The organism is Pseudomonas hunanensis (genome assembly GCF_013393325.1).
Lineage (GTDB): Bacteria > Pseudomonadota > Gammaproteobacteria > Pseudomonadales > Pseudomonadaceae > Aquipseudomonas > Aquipseudomonas putida_P.
In genome coordinates, this window is sequence record NZ_QJRC01000095.1 from 646,366 (window position 1) to 661,936 (window position 15,571).

The following is a 15,571-nucleotide window of genomic DNA, read 5'->3' on the forward strand; positions in this document are numbered from 1 at the left end:
AGGAGCTCAGGGGGCTATGGTGAGCGAGATCCGCATTGGAATTTCCGGTTGGCGCTATGGCCCATGGCGCAAGGACTTCTACCCCGAGGGGCTGCGCCAGGACGACGAGCTGGCGTTTGCCTCACGGGCAGTCAACAGTATCGAAATCAACGGTTCGTTCTACGCCCTGCAAACGCCCGAGCGCTATGGCAAGTGGCGTGACGAGGCACCGCAGGGCTTCGTTTTCTCAGTCAAGGCGCCGCGCTACATCACTCATGTACGCAGGCTCCGCGAAATCGACGAGGCGCTTGCCAACTTCTTCGCATCGGGCCCCTTGCTGCTGGGCGACAAACTCGGCCCCTTCCTGTGGCAGTTTCCCCCCAACCTGAAATTCGACGCGCAGCGCTTCGGCGACTTTCTGGCCAAGCTGCCACGCGACCGCAAAGCCGCCCGCAGCATTGCGCGCCACGCCGCAGAACGCCTGCAAGGCAACGGCGGCGTGGCCGTGCCGGGTAATGCGCGCCTGCGCCACGCCGTGGAAATCCGCCACCCCAGCTTCCTCTGCGACACCTTCATCAACCTGCTACGCAAGCACAAGGTTGCGTTGGTGGTCGCCGACAGCGCCGGCAAATGGCCCTATGTCGAAGAGGTCACGGCCGATTTCATGTACCTGCGCCTGCATGGCGATGTCGAACTGTACAGCAGCGGCTACACGGCCAGGGCACTGCGCCGCTGGCGCCTGCGCATCCAGGCCTGGGCTGCGGGCGGTCAGCCTGAGGATGCTCAGCGTGTGGTGCGTCGCGCCCCGGCAAAACGCACCTCCCGTGACGTCTACTGCTACTTCGACAACGACCAGAAAGTCCATGCCCCTTACGATGCCCGCCGCCTGCTGGACAAGCTAGGCCTTGACGGCGAGCTGGCGACCGAACCAGGCGTCGAGCCGCAGGAGCCGCTATGAACCCGACACTGCCCGCCCCCCGCTGCATCATCGACAAGGTCACCGCCGTACATCGCCTGACGGTACTGACCCTTAACGTGCACAAAGGCTTCACCCTGTTCAACCGCCGCTTCATTTTGCCGGAACTGCGCGAGGCGGTACGCTCGACCGGCGCCGACTTGGTGTTTCTCCAGGAGGTGCACGGCAGTCATCAACACCATGCCGAGCGCCATCCCAAGTGGCCAAAGACACCCCAGTACGAATTCCTCGCCGACAGCATGTGGCCGCAGTTCGCCTATGGCCGCAATGCGGTCTACCCCCATGGCGACCATGGCAACGCCCTGCTGTCCAAGTTTCCCATCCGTGCCCATGACAACCTGGATGTTTCGGTCCATGGCAACGAAGAACGGGGCCTGTTGCATTGCCAGCTGGAAGTGCCGGGCCATGAACAGGTGCACACAGTCTGCGTACACCTGGGCCTGCGTGAAGCGCATCGTCAGCGGCAGGTCGGCCTGCTGCAGGCATTGCTTGACAGCCTGCCGCCGGATGAGCCGGTCATCGTCGCTGGCGACTTCAACGATTGGCGCCTGAAAGCAGATGCGAGGCTGTCGGGCCACCTGGTGGAGGCTTTCGGCAAGCCGGCACGCAGCTTTCCCGCGCGCTTGCCGATGTTGCGGCTGGACCGCATCTACCTGCGTAACGCACAAGCTTGCGAAGCACGGGTGTTGTCCAGATACCCGTGGTCACACCTCTCCGACCATGCCCCGCTGGTGGCGCAGGTGACGCTATGAAGCTGCCTTGGTGCGACGGCAACCGCGTCGAGTTGCTGATAAACGGCGAGCAGTATTACCCCCGCGTATTCGAGGCCATGGCCCAGGCACGCGAGGAAATCCTCCTGGAAACCTTCATCATCTACGACGACAAAGTCGGCCAGCCCCTGCGCCAGGCCCTGATCGATGCCGCGCGACGCGGGGTGCGGGTCGAGGTGGCGGTGGACGGCTACGGCACCGCCGACCTGCCTGACGATTTCATCTCATCGATGACCGAGGCCGGGGTGCGTTTCCATTCGTTCGATCCGCAACCACGGCTGGTGGGCATGCGCACCAATCTGTTTCGCCGCTTGCACCGCAAGATCCTGGTGATCGACGGTCAACGCGCCTTCATCGGCGGCATCAATTACAGTGCCGACCACCTGGGTGACTTCGGCCCACAGGCCAAGCAGGACTACGCCGTGGAGGTCGTCGGCCCAGTGGTGGCCCAGGTGCATGCTTCTTCCTGCCGCATGCTCGCACCGGTGCTGGATGCCGCCAGCAGGATTGCGCCGGGCGGCATCGCTTCAGGCCCGGCCAGCGCCGTGCTGGTGGAACGCGACAACCAGCGCCATCGCAACGATATCGAAGCCTGCTACCTTCAGGTTTTCCGTGAAGCAAGGCAACGAATCGTCGTGGCCAACGCCTACTTCTTCCCCGGCTACCGCTTGCTGCGCGAACTGCGCAACGCCGCCCGGCGCGGGGTCGAGGTGACGCTGATCCTCCAGGGGCAACCGGATATGCGCTGGGTACGCGCGCTCTCGCGGCTGCTCTACAACTACCTGTTGCGCGACGACGTGCGCATCCATGAGTACTGCCAGCGGCCGCTTCACGGCAAGGTTGCGTTGGTGGACAACGACTGGTCCACCGTAGGCTCAAGCAACCTCGATCCACTGAGCCTGTCGTTTAACCTTGAGGCCAACCTGCTGATACGCGACCCCGCGTTCAACGAACAACTGTACCAGCACTTGACCGAACTGAGCCGGGAGCACTGCAAGACCGTGACGCTGGAGCGCATGGTGCGCGGCTACTGGTGGCGTGCTCCGCTGATCTTCCTGGGCTTTCACATCACGCGCTATTTCCCGCAGATCGCCGGCTGGTTTCCGGCGCACCGGCAGCGCCTGCAGTCGCTGCAAGCCGACGGCGAGGCCCCGGCCGATTACCACGGGGGCAAGACCTGATGGCCACTACCCGCTGGAAGACATGGGGCAAACGCTTTCTGACCGTGCTGTTTCTGGTGTTGATACCAGTGCTGCTGTTCTCCCTCGCGCGCAACCTGGACTGGAACGAAGTCCGCCAATCGCTGCTGGCGTACCGGCCCTCGACCCTGGCCTTGGGGTTGCTGCTAGCCCTGTGCAGCTACTTGGTATTCGCCAGTTACGACCTGCTCGCCCGCGCCTACACCGGCCACCGCCTGCCGGCCCGTCAAGTGCTGCCGGTAGCATTCGTCTGCTATGCGTTCAACCTCAACTTCACCACCTGGGTCGGTGGCGTGGCCCTGCGTTATCGCCTGTACAGCCGGCTGGGCCTGGATACCCCGACCATCACCCGCATCCTCACCTTGGGGCTACTGACCAACTGGATGGGCTACCTGCTGCTGGCCGGCTCGGTATTCGCCCTGGGCTTCGTGAAGCTGCCGGAAAGCTGGGCGGTGGGTGCCAGCGGCCTGCGCCTGATCGGCGTATTGATGGTGGCGATAGCGTTGGCTTACCTGTGCGCCTGCGCCTTCGCCACGCGGCGCACGTGGGCGCTGCGCGGGCACGAAGTCACCCTGCCAAGCCTGCGTATGGCGCTCTGCCAGGTCGCGCTGGGCGCAAGCAACTGGGCGCTGATGGCAGCGCTGATTCACCTGCTGTTGCCCGCTGAGCTGTTCTATCCCTCGGTGCTGGGTGTGTTGCTGATCAGTTGCGTGGCCGGGGTGGTCGCCCATATTCCCGCCGGGCTCGGCGTACTGGAGGCCGTATTCCTGGCGCTGCTCCACGGCCAGCTAGGCCAAGGCACCCTGGTCGCGGCGCTGCTGGGCTATCGAACGTTGTACTACCTGATCCCGCTGCTGTTGGCGGTGGTGACCTACCTGGTTCTCGAGAAGCGCGCCAAGGCCCTGCGCAAGCAGGTCGGGGCAGCCCTCGACAAGCGCTGACGGGCCTTGGTGCCCGGGAGGTATATCATGCGATTCGCTCTGTACATGGCAATGCTGGGCACCCTGAGCTGCGGGCAGGTGTTGGCCGAAGGTTGCGACGTGGTTACCCGCTCATCCAGCGAGGCGGTCAAACCCGTGCAGCAACACACCTGTTACAGCTACGGCAACATTCCCGCTGAGGCGATTGCCTGGTCGTGCAGCAACGAAAGCAAAGAGATGTTGAACAACGAGAAGCGTCGGGTTGAGCGTTGCCCCGACGGCAGCGTTGGCAGCTGTATCGCGCCACTGACGCAGGAGACACTGGCCAACCCCGATGCCGCTGGGCGTGATGAACCTGCCACCCGCCCTGCACTACCCAAGGATGCGCGGATCATCACCTACTACTACGACACCCCTAGCCTGGGCCAGGCCCGCAGCGATTGCGAACGCAATAACGGTGTCTGGCAGACCCATTGAGGGCGTAACTCAAACCAGATGCGTGACGGGTGAGTTTCCACATGATCCCAACTCCCGTCTCACATCTGGCAGCAACTGGCCTCATGGCGAAATCGGATCGCTCGCCGGGAATGTTTCCTCCAGTGCATTATCGACATTGGACTCTTTCGACTCAGCCAACTCACCACACTTGCAGTCGCTCATTCGACAGGGTTCGCCATTGCGATGGCCCTTCGCACAGGCCTCGCAGCAATAGGCCTTGCCATCCTGGACCACAGCATTGGCATCCACGGTGCAAGAACAATGGGTGCAGGAACAACGTTGCTCATTCATTTCGGCTCTCTCCCTTCATCATCGGGTACCACCTCATCGGTCCACAGCTCGCCGTCCAGCGGCGCGGAGCGGGCCAGTTCGGCCTCGTCCAGGCCGGAACCGGCACCGATCTCGTGGGCCTCCACCTGGCGCAAGGTCTTGTCCGCCGGGCCGCCGCTGCCAGGCTCATGCGGATCGCGGGCACCGGTCTCATCGAGCAGCGTATCGGGGCTCAGGTCATCGAGGGTGACATTGTCCTCGTGCAGGCTGTCGCTCAGCGCCTCGCCGCCGGTCATGCCGCTTTCGGCGACACGCCGGGGCGGGTAATCCTCGGCGATCTCCCGCGCCGGACGCTCGTCGCCGACACGCCCCTGGCGTTCATCGCGGCGTTCGCTGAAATCCAGCTCGTGGACGCTGCCCATGCGGTCCTCGGTGTCGTCGATCTCAATGGGCGGTCTTGGGTCATCGGGTGTGGACATGAACGTTCTCCGTCTGTGGGCTTCACTCGGTCGACTCTCCCCGGCGGCAAATGATTCAGAGTTTCTGCCAGCCCTCACCCCTCGCATTTTTTGAACTCCTCGCGCCACCGCCGCCTCCCAATCCTGAGACCCGCGAACCATTCCGGAGCCCGTCATGGCCAAACCCCTGCAGGAGTACCAGCGCAAGCGCGACTTCAATGCCACGCCCGAGCCGGCTGGTAAACGCGCCTGTCCCCGCTCGGCCCATGCGCTGCAGTACTGCATCCAGAAGCACGATGCCAGCCACCTGCATTACGATTTTCGCCTGGAGCTCGACGGCACCCTCAAGAGCTGGGCCATCCCCAAGGGCCCCTCACTGGATCCCAAGGTTCGGCGCCTGGCAGTGCATGTGGAGGATCACCCACTGGACTACGCCGATTTCGAAGGGCGCATCCCTGAAGGCCACTACGGCGCAGGCGATGTGATCGTCTGGGACAGGGGTGTCTGGAGCCCGAAGGCGACCCACGCGAAGCCTATGCAAAGGGCAAGCTGCGCTTTCGCCTGCAGGGCGAAAAACTGTCAGGGGTCTGGAACCTGTTCCGTACTCACCTGGCCGGCAAGAAAGAGCAGTGGATGCTGGTCAAGTCTCATGATGGGCAGGCACGCAGTGAAACGGACTACAGCATTGTCGAGGCCCTGCCGGACAGCGTGCTGAGCGAACGTACCCTGCCCCCGCGCAGCCCGGCCAAGGCGACCACCGCCAGGCACAAGCGAGTCGGCCGCAAACCCCTGCCGGATACGCTCCAGCCGCAACTGGCCACGTTGGTCGACTCCCCGCCAAGCGGCGATTGGCGCTACGAAGTCAAATTCGACGGCTACCGCATCCTGGCGCGTATCGACGGTGACGACATACGCCTGTTTACCCGTAATGGCCACGACTGGAGTGCGAAGATGCCCCGGCAGGTCGAGGCGCTCAAGGCCCTGGGCCTGGACTCGGCATGGCTGGACGGCGAGATGGTAGTGGTCGACGACAACGGCGTGGCCGACTTCCAGGCCTTGCAGAACGCCTTCGACACCGAGCATGACGAGCGCATCACCTACTACCTGTTTGACCTGCCCTGGCTGGGTGGCGAGGACCTGCGTGCACTGCCGCTAAAACGGCGTCGCGACAGCCTGGCCCGGTTACTGGAAGGCCATGCATCGCAGGTACTCAGGTATTCCGCCGATTTTGAGGAACCCGTCGAGTCACTGCTCGATAGCGCCTGCCGGCTGGAACTCGAAGGCCTGATCGGCAAGCGTGCCGATAGCCCCTACGTTGGCCGGCGCAGTAGCGACTGGATCAAGCTCAGGTGCAAGCAGCGCCAGGAATTCGTGATCGTAGGCTACACCGACCCCAAAGGCAGCCGCAACGGCTTCGGCGCCCTGCTGCTGGCCCTGCACGACCACGGCAGCGGCCAGTTGCGCTACGCCGGCAAGGTCGGCACCGGTTTCAGCGCTACCACCCTGGATAGCATTCACGCCCGCCTCAAGCCGTTGCAAACCGACAGATCGCCCTTGCCGAAACCACCCACCGGTGCCGAAGCCCGCGGCGTGCATTGGCTCAAACCACAGCTGCTGGCAGAGGTCGCCTATGCCCAGATGACCCGTGAAGGCATCGTTCGCCACTCGGTGTTCCACGGCCTGCGTGACGATAAACCTGCCACCGCCATCGACCTGGAGCGAGCAATGCCCACCAAGCGCGCAGCACAGACAGAACCCGAGAACCTGGGCACCCTGCGCCTGACCCACCCCGACCGCGTGGTCGACGCAACCACGGGTACCACCAAGCGCGAGGTCGCTCACTACTACGCTCAGGTCGCCGACTGGCTGCTGCCACAGCTGAAGGACCGGCCTGTAGCCCTCGTCCGGGCCCCGGATGGTCTGGACGGCGAACTGTTCTTCCAGAAAAACGCCGGCCAGCTGCATATTCCCAAGGTGCTCAGCTACAACAAGGCCCAGGCCGGCCAGGCGGCCATGGTGCTCAACCGCGCCGACAGCCTGCTGGGCGCGGTGCAGATGAACACGCTTGAGCTGCACACCTGGAATGCCACCACCAAGGATTTCGATAAACCCGACCGCTTTGTCCTCGACCTGGACCCTGACCCGGCGCTGCCCTGGAAAGCCATGCTTGAGGCCACCCAGTTGATCCTTACCCTGCTCGACGAACTGGGCCTGAAGGTGTTTCTCAAGACCAGCGGCGGCAAGGGCATGCACCTCGTCGTACCCTTGACCCGACGCGCTGGCTGGGACGAGGTGAAGGACTTTAGCCATGCCTTGGTCAACCACATGGCCGGGCTGTTCCCTGATCGTCTCAGCGCCGTGTCCGGGCCGAAGAACCGGGTCGGGCGGATCTTTATCGACTATCTGCGTAACGGCAAGGGTGCCACCACCGTTGCCGCCTACTCGCTGCGGGCCCGCGAGGTCCTGCCGGTGTCGGTGCCGATCTGGCGTGAGGAACTGAGCCAGCTCAAGGGTGCCAACCAGTGGAACATCGGCAACCTTCACACGCGGCTTGCACAGGTCGAAGACCCGTGGGCCGAAATGGGCAAGACACGCCAGTCGATCACGTTGCGTATGCGCAAGCAGTTGGGTATTGCATGATGGAACTGACCCACTTCGATTCGTTGTTACACCGTTTTGCTCACCGTTCGCAGGCCATCGAACGCGACGCTTCGCTAATAGAACTGATGCAGGCCTTGCAGGGCGAACGGCTCGACGTGCTCCCGTTGCCCGGCCAGGGCTGCACGCTCGAACGCTGGCGCGTCCTGGCGCGGGTCGCCGGTTGCGATCTAAGCCTGGCCAAACTCTATGAAGGCCATACCGACGCCTTGGCGATCCTCGCCGAATGCGGTGCCGCCCAGCATGCCTCCAACGGCATTTGGGGCGTGTGGGCCGCCGAGCCGCCAGATGCCCGGGCATACATCGTCGAGCGGGACGGTGAACGCGTGCGCCTGCAAGGCCGCAAGGCTTGGTGTTCGGGCGCGTTGCAGGTCGACCGTGCCCTGCTCACGGCCTGGGAAGACGACCAGCCTCAGTTGGTGGCCATCGAACTGCCTCATCCCAGCCAGCGCATCCTGGCCGAGCATTGGCAGGCCGTAGGCATGGCCGCCACCCGCAGTGTCGTCATCGAATTCGACGACTCGCCAGGGCTGGCCATCGGTTCGCCCGGCCAGTACCTGTCCCGGCCCGGCTTCTGGCAAGGCGGCGCGGGTATCGCCGCTTGCTGGTATGGCGCCGCCGAGGCCCTGGCGGACTACCTTCGCGAACATTGCCGTAAACCCCGGCGCGACCCGCATGCCGATGCGCATCTGGGCGCAGTCGATGCTGCCTTGTACGGTGCCCGTGCCGCCCTTCGCGAATGCGCCACCTGGATCGACCTCCACCCTCAGGACGACGCCAGCTTCGAGGTGCGGCGCACCCGCGCCCAGGTCGAGCAGGCGGTCGAGCAGGTCATTCAGCATGTCGGCCGGGCGCTCGGTGCCACGCCGTTCTGTTGCAGCAGCCATTTCGCCCGGCTCAGTGCCGACCTGCCGGTATACATACGCCAGAGCCATGCCGAACGCGACCTGGCCGAGTTGGGCCGGCAACTGACCGGCCTGCCGGCGGGAGCATGGCAACTATGAGCCAGAACTTGATACAGGCTGCGCAAGGAACGCCATGGGGCGCTTGGCAGCATTCTGCTCAGTTGGCCCGCGCCAGCTGGACGCTGCCCGAGCAGTTGTGCCCCCCCGGAAGGCGCCTGGTGCTGCTGGCTCCGCACCCGGACGACGAAATCTTCATGGCCGGCGGGCTGCTGGCCAGCTTCCAGGGACGAGAACAGGACGTGCTGCTGATTTCTGCTACCAATGGCGAGGGCAGCCACCCGCATTCCTCGCAATGGCCCGAGCGCCGCCTGCGTCATCAGCGCCTACTGGAAAGCCGCCATGCCCTGCAACTGCTTGGGCTGGACCTCAACCGTTTGGACTGGCGACGACTCAACCTCAAGGATGGCGCGCTGCCCCATGATGAAGCCTTCCTGGTCAATCACCTGAACCAGTTGCTCAAACCTGGCGACCTGCTGCTGACCACATGGCGCGGCGACGGCCATTGCGACCACGAAGCAGCAGGTCGCGCCTGTGCCCAGGCTGCCCAGGCCAGGCGTGTACAACTGGCTGAGGTCCCGGTCTGGGCCTGGCACTGGGCAAGCCCCGATGACCCGCGCCTGCCCTGGCCCCGGGCTCACCGCCTGCAGCTGTGCGATGAGCATCTGGCGCTCAAGCGCCAAGCCCTTGCCGCACATGCCAGCCAGTTGCAGCCCGATGGTGATCGGCCACCGGTTGTGTCAGAACAGCTGCAGGCTTGCCTGTTGCAACCGTTCGAGCTGATATTCCTGTCAACGGAGGCAACATGAGCCTGGACGCACAGTACTTCGCCGACTTGTATGCCGGCAGCGATGACCCCTGGGCCTTTCGTACCCGCTGGTACGAACGGCGCAAGCGCGAGCTGACCCTGGCCAGCCTGCCGCGCCAATGCTATGAACGCGTATTCGAGCCAGCCTGCGCCAATGGCGAGCTAAGCATCCTGCTGGCCGAACGCTGCGCCAGCCTGTCGTGCCAGGACATCGACGCGACCGCCGTGGCCCTTGCCCGTCAGCGGCTTGCAGGTGTGAGCCACGCCCATGTCGAACAGGGCCACCTGCCGGGCGACTGGCCGGGCGGGCAGTTCGACCTGATCGTGCTCAGCGAAATCGGCTACTACCTGGACCCCACCGACTGGCTGCAGGTGATCGAGCAATCGGTGGCCAGCCTGGCGTATGACGGTGGTTTGCTGGCCTGCCACTGGCGCCATCCCATCGCCGGTTGCCCGCAGGATGGCCGCGAGGTGCATGCCCTGCTGGCCAGGCATCTGCCACTTTATCCAGTGCTGCGCCACGAGGAGGCAGACTTCCTGCTCGAATACTGGTCGTGTCAGCCCAGCGTGGTGGACCTTGACGAGACCTGCCCATGATCGCCGTCATCATACCCGCCCACAACGAAGCTCGTCGCCTCGGGCACTGTCTGGCCGCCGTCAAGCTGGCGGTGGCGCAAGCGGAAGCGGCGGGCTTGGCAGTGGAGGTCCTGGTGGTGCTCGACCGCTGTGTCGACGCCAGCGCGCGCATCGCCCGCCGCCATGGCGTGCATACCCTGGAACTGGAGGCCGGCAACGTCGGCATCGCCCGGCGGCTGGGCGCGGAGTGGATGATCGAGCGCGGTGCCCAGTGGCTGGCCTTCACCGACGCCGACAGCCGCGTGCCTGGGCATTGGCTGGTGTCACAACTGCAATGGCGCGCGGACGCGGTGTGCGGCACGGTGCACATCGAACGCTGGCAGCCGTGGCAGAACGCAGCGTTACGCCAGTTGTACCGCAGCCGTTATCAGGCACGAGACGGGCATCGACATATCCATGGCGCCAACCTCGGTGTATGCACCAAGGCCTACCAGCGCGTGGGCGGCTTCCAGCCATTGCCGGCGCATGAAGATGTGCATCTGGTGCTCGCCCTCGAAGCCAGCGGCGCACAGATCGTCTGGACCGCAGCGCACAGCGTGGCCACCAGCAGCCGGGTGGACAGCCGTGCGCGCGAGGGCTTTGGGGACTATCTCAAGGCGCTGGAGGGGCCGTTTGCATAACTCATGACGCCTTGCGCGGTCGCTTGGCTGCCGGCTTCTTCGCTTTGGTCTTTCCGCCGAGGCTACGTTTAAGCAGTTCAGTGAGGTCGATGATGTCGGCGCCCTTCTCAGCCGTCGCGCCCTCGCCTTTGTCCACGGTCTCGATCTTGCCTTTGCTGGCTTTCTCTTCCACTAGGTCGAGGATGGTCTGGCGAAACGCATCATGGTAATCATCCGGCGTCCATTGCCCGCTCATGTCCTCCACCAGGCGCCGGGCCATGTCCAGCTCACGCTTGTCGACCTTGCTCTCGGTCACGCTCTTGTCCAGCTCCAGCGTATCCAGCCCGCGCACCTCTTCCGGCCAGCGCAGGGTGATCAACACCAGCGCGTCTTCCAGCGGGCGCAGCAGGGCCAGGTGCTGGCGGGTGTGCAGCACCACAGTGGCCAGGGCCACCTTGCCGGTGCTGTGCAGGGTCTCGCGCAGCAAGGCGTAGACCTTGCCGCCACGACGGTCGGGGCTCAGGTAGTAGGGAGTGTCAAACTGTTGCAGCGGGATGTCGCCGGCATCGACGAACGAGAAGATATCGATTGTCTGGGTCGCCTCGGGCCTGGCCTTGCGGATTTCTTCCTCGCTGATCACCACATAACGGCCCTTCTCGTACTCCACGCCCTTGACGATGTGCTCCTTGTCGATGTCCTTGCCGGTCACCTTGTTTACTCGCTTGTAGCCAACCGGCTCCATGCTGCGCTTGTCCAGCCAGTCGAAGTCCACACGCTCGCTGCGCACGGCGGTATTCAGCGAGACGGGGATGTGCACCAGGCCGAAGCTGATCGCGCCTTTCCAGATTGACCGGGCCATGGTCCGCTCCTACGTATTGAAGGGTTGGCCGGGCTGGCTGTAGCGCAGCGCGCCACAGCGTTCGCAACACTGGCAGTGAAACCCGGCGACTTCACACACCAGCAGGCTGCGCCATTGGCAGCCACGCAGCAGGCAGTAGAGTTTCATCAGCCACCTCCCTGGCCCTCTGGAGTATCCGGGCCCTTACTGAAACTGACTCCAAGGCGCCGCGAAGGTTTATCCGGATTTCCAAGGGCAGCGGCTCGCCACCGGCCTACCGATGATCGCTCATCACCTGCCCGACCACTGCGCGCATCGCCTGGCGGTTATCCAGGCCCTGTTCACGGGCCAACGCGAAGGCCTGCCGCTGGCGATCGGCACTGCTGCCCTCGCGCAGGATGTGCCGGGCCTGAATGAATGAACGCTCGGCATCTGCAGTGTCCGGCGGGCATTGCAGCTGCAACTGCATGAGCCAACCTTCGGCGCTTACCGGCTGTTGCTCGTGGACACCGATGAAGGTGGCCAGGCGGCCCTGACGCAGGGCGCGCCAGTAGTTCTCTTGGGTGACCCAGCGCATCTCGCGGCTGGCGGGGTCATCGTGGCGGGCCAGCGCCAGCTCGACAAGGTGGCGAAACAGGCCGGCGACGGCCAGTGCATCTTCCAGCCGCGGGCAGCCATCGCAGATACGCAGCTCGACCGTAGGGAACCGCCGCGAGGGCCTGATCGCCCACCAGAAGTCGCCGTCCTTGGCCAAGCTGCCGGTCCGTTGCAGCAATGCCCGGTAGCGCTGGTACGCGCTCCAGTCCGGCAACGGCTCAGGCAGCCCCATGTGCGGCCATTCCCCGCACACCACGCGGCGGTAGCTCATGTAGCCGGTATCCTCCCCGCCCCAATACGCAGACGAGGTACTGAGCGCCAACAACAAGGGCAGCCAGTAGAGCACCCGATTGATCACCCGCATCCGATCGATGCCCACCGGTACGCCAACGTGCACGTGCAAGCCATTCAACAGGCTGCGCTGGGCCACCAGCTGATAATCGTCGAACAACTGGCGATAGTGCGGGGTGCCACGTGGGCGTTGGCGCAGCCACTGGGCGCTGGGGTGGCTCGCCGCGCCGTACAGCCCGGCGCCCTCGTCGGCCAGTGCCTGGGCCAGGCGCTGACGCCGCTCGCCAAAGAAATCACGCGCCTGGTGCAGTGCGTCGAATATGGGCGAAGCGAGCTCTATCTGGCTGTGGAACATTTCCTCGGCGAACCACGGGCCCAGCGCATCCCGACAACAGCTGGCCACGGCTGCTGACGGAGCCGCCATGACCTGCCCGGTGGCCAGCTTCACCAGCAGGTATTCTTCCTCGATGCCAAACGTGCACTGCCGCGCCACGACGCTATCAGCCGCGACGGGTGACGGTCAGGGCCACGGCGGCAATGCGCTCGACCTGCTCGTAACCGGGTTCAAGCAATTGCTCACCGAATACATCCGGGTCCAGCTCGCGATAGAACCAACTGAACGCAGGCCCTGCCAGGCGCAACCGCATGGCTTCGAGCAGCGCGTCGCGCCCCTCGACGATGGCGACACCGGTGTAGAGCAGCAACGTGCCCCCTGGCGACAGGCGCTCCCGGGCTTGCTCCACGATGCGCAGCGACAGCTCGGCCCCCAGTGCGCCGCCGCCGTGGCGGTAGGCGCGCTGTCCGGCGTCGAGCATGTACGGCGGGTTGGCGACGATCAGGTCGAACGTACCTGCGATGTCATTGAGCAGGTCACTGCGCTCGACCGAAACATTGGCCACACCGGCCAAGGCGGCATTGATGGCGGTGTAGCGCAATGCCATAGGGTTGATGTCCACTGCGCAAACCTGAGCGTGTTGGGCGGCGCGAGCGATCAGCAACGCCCCTACACCGCTGCCACAGCCGATGTCTACGGCATGCTGCACGCGCTCGGGCGTGCTTCTCAAATGATCGTGTATCAGCTGGGCGAAACGGTAGCTGTCCGGGCCAAAGAACACCGCGTCGCGGCTGTCCGTTGGCCAGGCAGCATGTACCAGCAACAGATCGTCCAGGCTGGACCAGCGCACAGTGCTGCGCCACAGCGCACCTTGGGCCTCCAGCACGCCAGCGAGGCGCAGCTGCTCCAGTTCGTCAGGGCTAAGCAGCGACGCGGCAAACGGTCGACTCCAGCCGAACACATCACGCAAGGTACGCGCCTGCTGCGCATCGGCCCGGGCATTGACCCTGGCCTGGGTCGCCGGCGTCACACAGGTGAAACGATAGCCGTCGGCACGCAGTCGACGCCCCAACTGCAACAAGGCCTCATCGGCACGGATCTGGTCCTGGTCGAGCAGCATCAGTAGAGCCCTCCTTGCATCAAGCCGGTGGCCTGAATGAACGCGCGGGTGGCGTGCAGGCCCTGCGGGGTAGCATGCCGATTGCCAGCCATTGCTTCGATCAGCGCAGCCATGTCTGCAGCAGGCGGCGCAAGGGGTGTTTCATCTGCCAACTGCAAGGCGTGCTCCCACTGCCCTGGCGGCACCCGACGGATTTCTGCGCCTTGCCAGTCTCCGGCGATCCAGTCATGCCAAAGCTGCTTTTCATAAGCATCGAACACACCGAACATGGCCGCTACAGGGCCTTCTATCAGCGACCAGAAGCGGCTTTGTCGGGGATCGGTGTCGCGCTTGATCCAACCCTGAACCTGTAGCGCCTCCAGAAAATCAGGCATCGCGCCGGGTTCGGCAAGCCACTGGTTGATGGTGCGTCCTTGCAGGCGACAACGGTCCGAATGCATGCACTGGCCATAGATGCGCTTGCGCTCCAGCGCGCCGAGCAATTCGGCCCGCAGGTCGAACGAGGCGATCAACGACGGCGTGTCGATCCCCAGGTCATTAAGACGGTAACCATGCCTGACACGCTCGTAAAACGCGGGTCGCTCATCCCGCATCAGCTCGGTGAAGCTCTCTATGGCGCGGCGCGCATGGCCGCTGGCGGCATTATCGATGGTCACATGCAACTGGAAGTAATGGGCGTCGATACCCAGCTCGGCCAGCTCGTGGGTGGTGATCAGCAGATGCAAGGGGGGCTGTTCGTAACCCAGGTTGTAACCGATCACTTCTGGAAGAAAACGCTCGCAGTGCTGGCCGAGCGCCAGTTGCAGCGCGCCCTGCAGGTAACGAGCAGGATCAAGCGGCCGCTCCTGCGAGCAACCCAGACGGCTGAGCAAACGCTGGTAGATCAGCACGTGATTGCAGCGTGGGTCGCCGTCCCCGAGCTCTTCGAGAAAGGTGCGGATCAGCCCATGGAAGCGCGGGTCCTGCCAGTGCCACAGGGCCCCGTGCAGCCATGCACCGTCGACCGCCTTGGTCGGCGCGACTTGTTGCAGGAACCACAAGGCATGGGAACGGTTGGCAAAATAACGGCGGGCCCCACCCTGACGCCGGTGTTCCAGATAGGCCGCATGCGCTTTGGCGACACAACCTGCATGGGCATCGGCCCATTGCGCAAGTAGCCCCGGATCCTCTGGCAGATCGTCGACAAGCAGACGGGCATGACGCAATTGCTCCTCCAGCCAGGCCTCGCCCGTCGGTTCAGGGCCCTCAAGTAGCGCTCGATAGCGGCGTTCAAGCCCTGCGCTGGCCTTGTGGGTCGTGGTACCTGCCTGTGTCATTGCCACCATGCCTTGTACCTCGATCATTGATTCTGCGGTTTGGTCTCAGCTGGAGGATTGGTTACGGACGGTGTGGGTTGCTGCATCTGAAGCGACGGTTTACTTGGGTCAGCATCCTTCGCCGGATGATCCTTGTCGCGGTCGAAGCAACCTCCGAGCAGCGAAAAACTGGCAGACAACAGCAGCACGACAAACAGGTTGTTTTTCATCTGATGAGCTCTCGTTTTTGTGAAGACTTACAGCAACGAGTCCGACCGGTACCCGTGAATTCGTTCTGATTCCGACATAGCGGATGAGCGGTGCCCGAAACGCCGGTTGCGCCCTCACGGCGGCCCTGAATTC

19 protein-coding genes are annotated in these 15,571 nt (G+C 64.1%); 11 read left to right on the forward strand and 8 right to left on the reverse strand.

The features are described 5' to 3' along the window. The first annotated feature begins 16 nt into the window (after positions 1 to 16). From DM807_RS19800 to DM807_RS19820, 5 genes are read left to right on the forward strand one after another with little or no spacing between them, the layout of a single operon-like run. Entirely contained in the window at positions 17 to 937 is a 921-nt protein-coding gene (locus DM807_RS19800) for a DUF72 domain-containing protein (protein ID WP_060492543.1), read from the forward strand. Then, positions 934 to 1,707 carry an endonuclease/exonuclease/phosphatase family protein gene (locus DM807_RS19805; protein ID WP_060492542.1) on the forward strand — a complete coding sequence of 258 codons (774 nt, stop codon included), beginning with the start codon at positions 934 to 936 and terminating at the stop codon, positions 1,705 to 1,707. The genes DM807_RS19800 and DM807_RS19805 overlap by 4 nt, the downstream gene beginning before the upstream one ends. Continuing rightward, positions 1,704 to 2,906: a cardiolipin synthase ClsB gene (gene clsB, locus DM807_RS19810; RefSeq protein ID WP_063426153.1), complete on the forward strand. Its 1,203-nt coding sequence runs from the start codon at positions 1,704 to 1,706 to the stop codon at positions 2,904 to 2,906. The genes DM807_RS19805 and clsB overlap by 4 nt, the downstream gene beginning before the upstream one ends. Then, positions 2,906 to 3,865: a lysylphosphatidylglycerol synthase domain-containing protein gene (locus tag DM807_RS19815; RefSeq protein ID WP_060492540.1), complete on the forward strand. Its 960-nt coding sequence runs from the start codon at positions 2,906 to 2,908 to the stop codon at positions 3,863 to 3,865. Before clsB ends, DM807_RS19815 begins: the two co-directional genes overlap by 1 nt. A 27-nt stretch (positions 3,866 to 3,892) precedes the next feature. After that, positions 3,893 to 4,321: a hypothetical protein gene (locus DM807_RS19820; RefSeq protein WP_060492539.1), complete on the forward strand. Its 429-nt coding sequence runs from the start codon at positions 3,893 to 3,895 to the stop codon at positions 4,319 to 4,321. A gap of 81 nt (positions 4,322 to 4,402) precedes the next feature. Here the strand turns inward: DM807_RS19820 and DM807_RS19825 are convergent, their stop codons facing one another. Both DM807_RS19825 and DM807_RS19830 read right to left on the reverse strand, forming a co-directional pair. Next, entirely contained in the window at positions 4,403 to 4,633 is a 231-nt protein-coding gene (locus tag DM807_RS19825) for a metallothionein (RefSeq protein ID WP_081238088.1), read from the reverse strand. Further along, on the reverse strand, positions 4,630 to 5,091 hold the full coding sequence (locus DM807_RS19830; protein WP_060492538.1) for a hypothetical protein: 462 nt from the start codon (positions 5,089 to 5,091) through the stop codon (positions 4,630 to 4,632). The genes DM807_RS19825 and DM807_RS19830 overlap by 4 nt, the downstream gene beginning before the upstream one ends. A 154-nt stretch (positions 5,092 to 5,245) precedes the next feature. Between DM807_RS19830 and DM807_RS27785 the strand changes: the two genes are divergently transcribed. Genes DM807_RS27785 through DM807_RS19855 form a run of 6 tightly spaced genes read left to right on the forward strand, consistent with a single transcriptional unit; the run spans position 5,246 to position 10,754 of the window. Beyond that, on the forward strand, positions 5,246 to 5,785 hold the full coding sequence (locus tag DM807_RS27785) for a DNA polymerase ligase N-terminal domain-containing protein (RefSeq protein WP_244965061.1): 540 nt from the start codon (positions 5,246 to 5,248) through the stop codon (positions 5,783 to 5,785). Beyond that, positions 5,704 to 7,710 carry a DNA ligase D gene (gene ligD / locus DM807_RS19835; protein WP_244965062.1) on the forward strand — a complete coding sequence of 669 codons (2,007 nt, stop codon included), beginning with the start codon at positions 5,704 to 5,706 and terminating at the stop codon, positions 7,708 to 7,710. The genes DM807_RS27785 and ligD overlap by 82 nt, the downstream gene beginning before the upstream one ends. Continuing rightward, positions 7,707 to 8,732, forward strand: a complete 1,026-nt coding sequence (locus DM807_RS19840; RefSeq protein ID WP_060492536.1) for an acyl-CoA dehydrogenase family protein — start codon at positions 7,707 to 7,709, stop codon at positions 8,730 to 8,732. Before ligD ends, DM807_RS19840 begins: the two co-directional genes overlap by 4 nt. Beyond that, positions 8,729 to 9,499: a PIG-L deacetylase family protein gene (locus DM807_RS19845; RefSeq protein WP_060492535.1), complete on the forward strand. Its 771-nt coding sequence runs from the start codon at positions 8,729 to 8,731 to the stop codon at positions 9,497 to 9,499. The genes DM807_RS19840 and DM807_RS19845 overlap by 4 nt, the downstream gene beginning before the upstream one ends. Beyond that, positions 9,496 to 10,095: a class I SAM-dependent methyltransferase gene (locus DM807_RS19850; RefSeq protein WP_060492534.1), complete on the forward strand. Its 600-nt coding sequence runs from the start codon at positions 9,496 to 9,498 to the stop codon at positions 10,093 to 10,095. The genes DM807_RS19845 and DM807_RS19850 overlap by 4 nt, the downstream gene beginning before the upstream one ends. Then, on the forward strand, positions 10,092 to 10,754 hold the full coding sequence (locus tag DM807_RS19855; RefSeq protein WP_060492533.1) for a glycosyltransferase family 2 protein: 663 nt from the start codon (positions 10,092 to 10,094) through the stop codon (positions 10,752 to 10,754). The genes DM807_RS19850 and DM807_RS19855 overlap by 4 nt, the downstream gene beginning before the upstream one ends. Before the next feature lies 1 nt (position 10,755). On the opposite strand, the gene ku is transcribed toward DM807_RS19855, so the two are convergent. The 6 genes from ku to DM807_RS19885 form a co-directional block, all read right to left on the reverse strand. After that, positions 10,756 to 11,592, reverse strand: a complete 837-nt coding sequence (gene ku, locus DM807_RS19860; protein WP_060492532.1) for a non-homologous end joining protein Ku — start codon at positions 11,590 to 11,592, stop codon at positions 10,756 to 10,758. A 9-nt stretch (positions 11,593 to 11,601) separates the two neighbouring features. Next, positions 11,602 to 11,739 (reverse strand): PSPA7_2676 family Cys-rich small protein, encoded by a 138-nt coding sequence (locus DM807_RS19865; protein ID WP_169725120.1) that lies wholly within the window; start codon positions 11,737 to 11,739, stop codon positions 11,602 to 11,604. Between the two features lie 106 nt (positions 11,740 to 11,845). Beyond that, entirely contained in the window at positions 11,846 to 12,952 is a 1,107-nt protein-coding gene (locus tag DM807_RS19870) for a carboxylate-amine ligase (RefSeq protein ID WP_060492531.1), read from the reverse strand. A 7-nt stretch (positions 12,953 to 12,959) separates the two neighbouring features. Further along, on the reverse strand, positions 12,960 to 13,913 hold the full coding sequence (locus DM807_RS19875) for a methyltransferase (protein WP_060492530.1): 954 nt from the start codon (positions 13,911 to 13,913) through the stop codon (positions 12,960 to 12,962). Then, positions 13,913 to 15,238, reverse strand: coding sequence for an iron-containing redox enzyme family protein (locus tag DM807_RS19880; protein ID WP_060492558.1), 1,326 nt, complete (start codon positions 15,236 to 15,238; stop codon positions 13,913 to 13,915). The genes DM807_RS19875 and DM807_RS19880 overlap by 1 nt, the downstream gene beginning before the upstream one ends. 14 nt (positions 15,239 to 15,252) lie before the next feature. Further along, positions 15,253 to 15,438 (reverse strand): hypothetical protein, encoded by a 186-nt coding sequence (locus DM807_RS19885; protein ID WP_060492529.1) that lies wholly within the window; start codon positions 15,436 to 15,438, stop codon positions 15,253 to 15,255. Between the last annotated feature and the right edge of the window lie 133 nt (positions 15,439 to 15,571).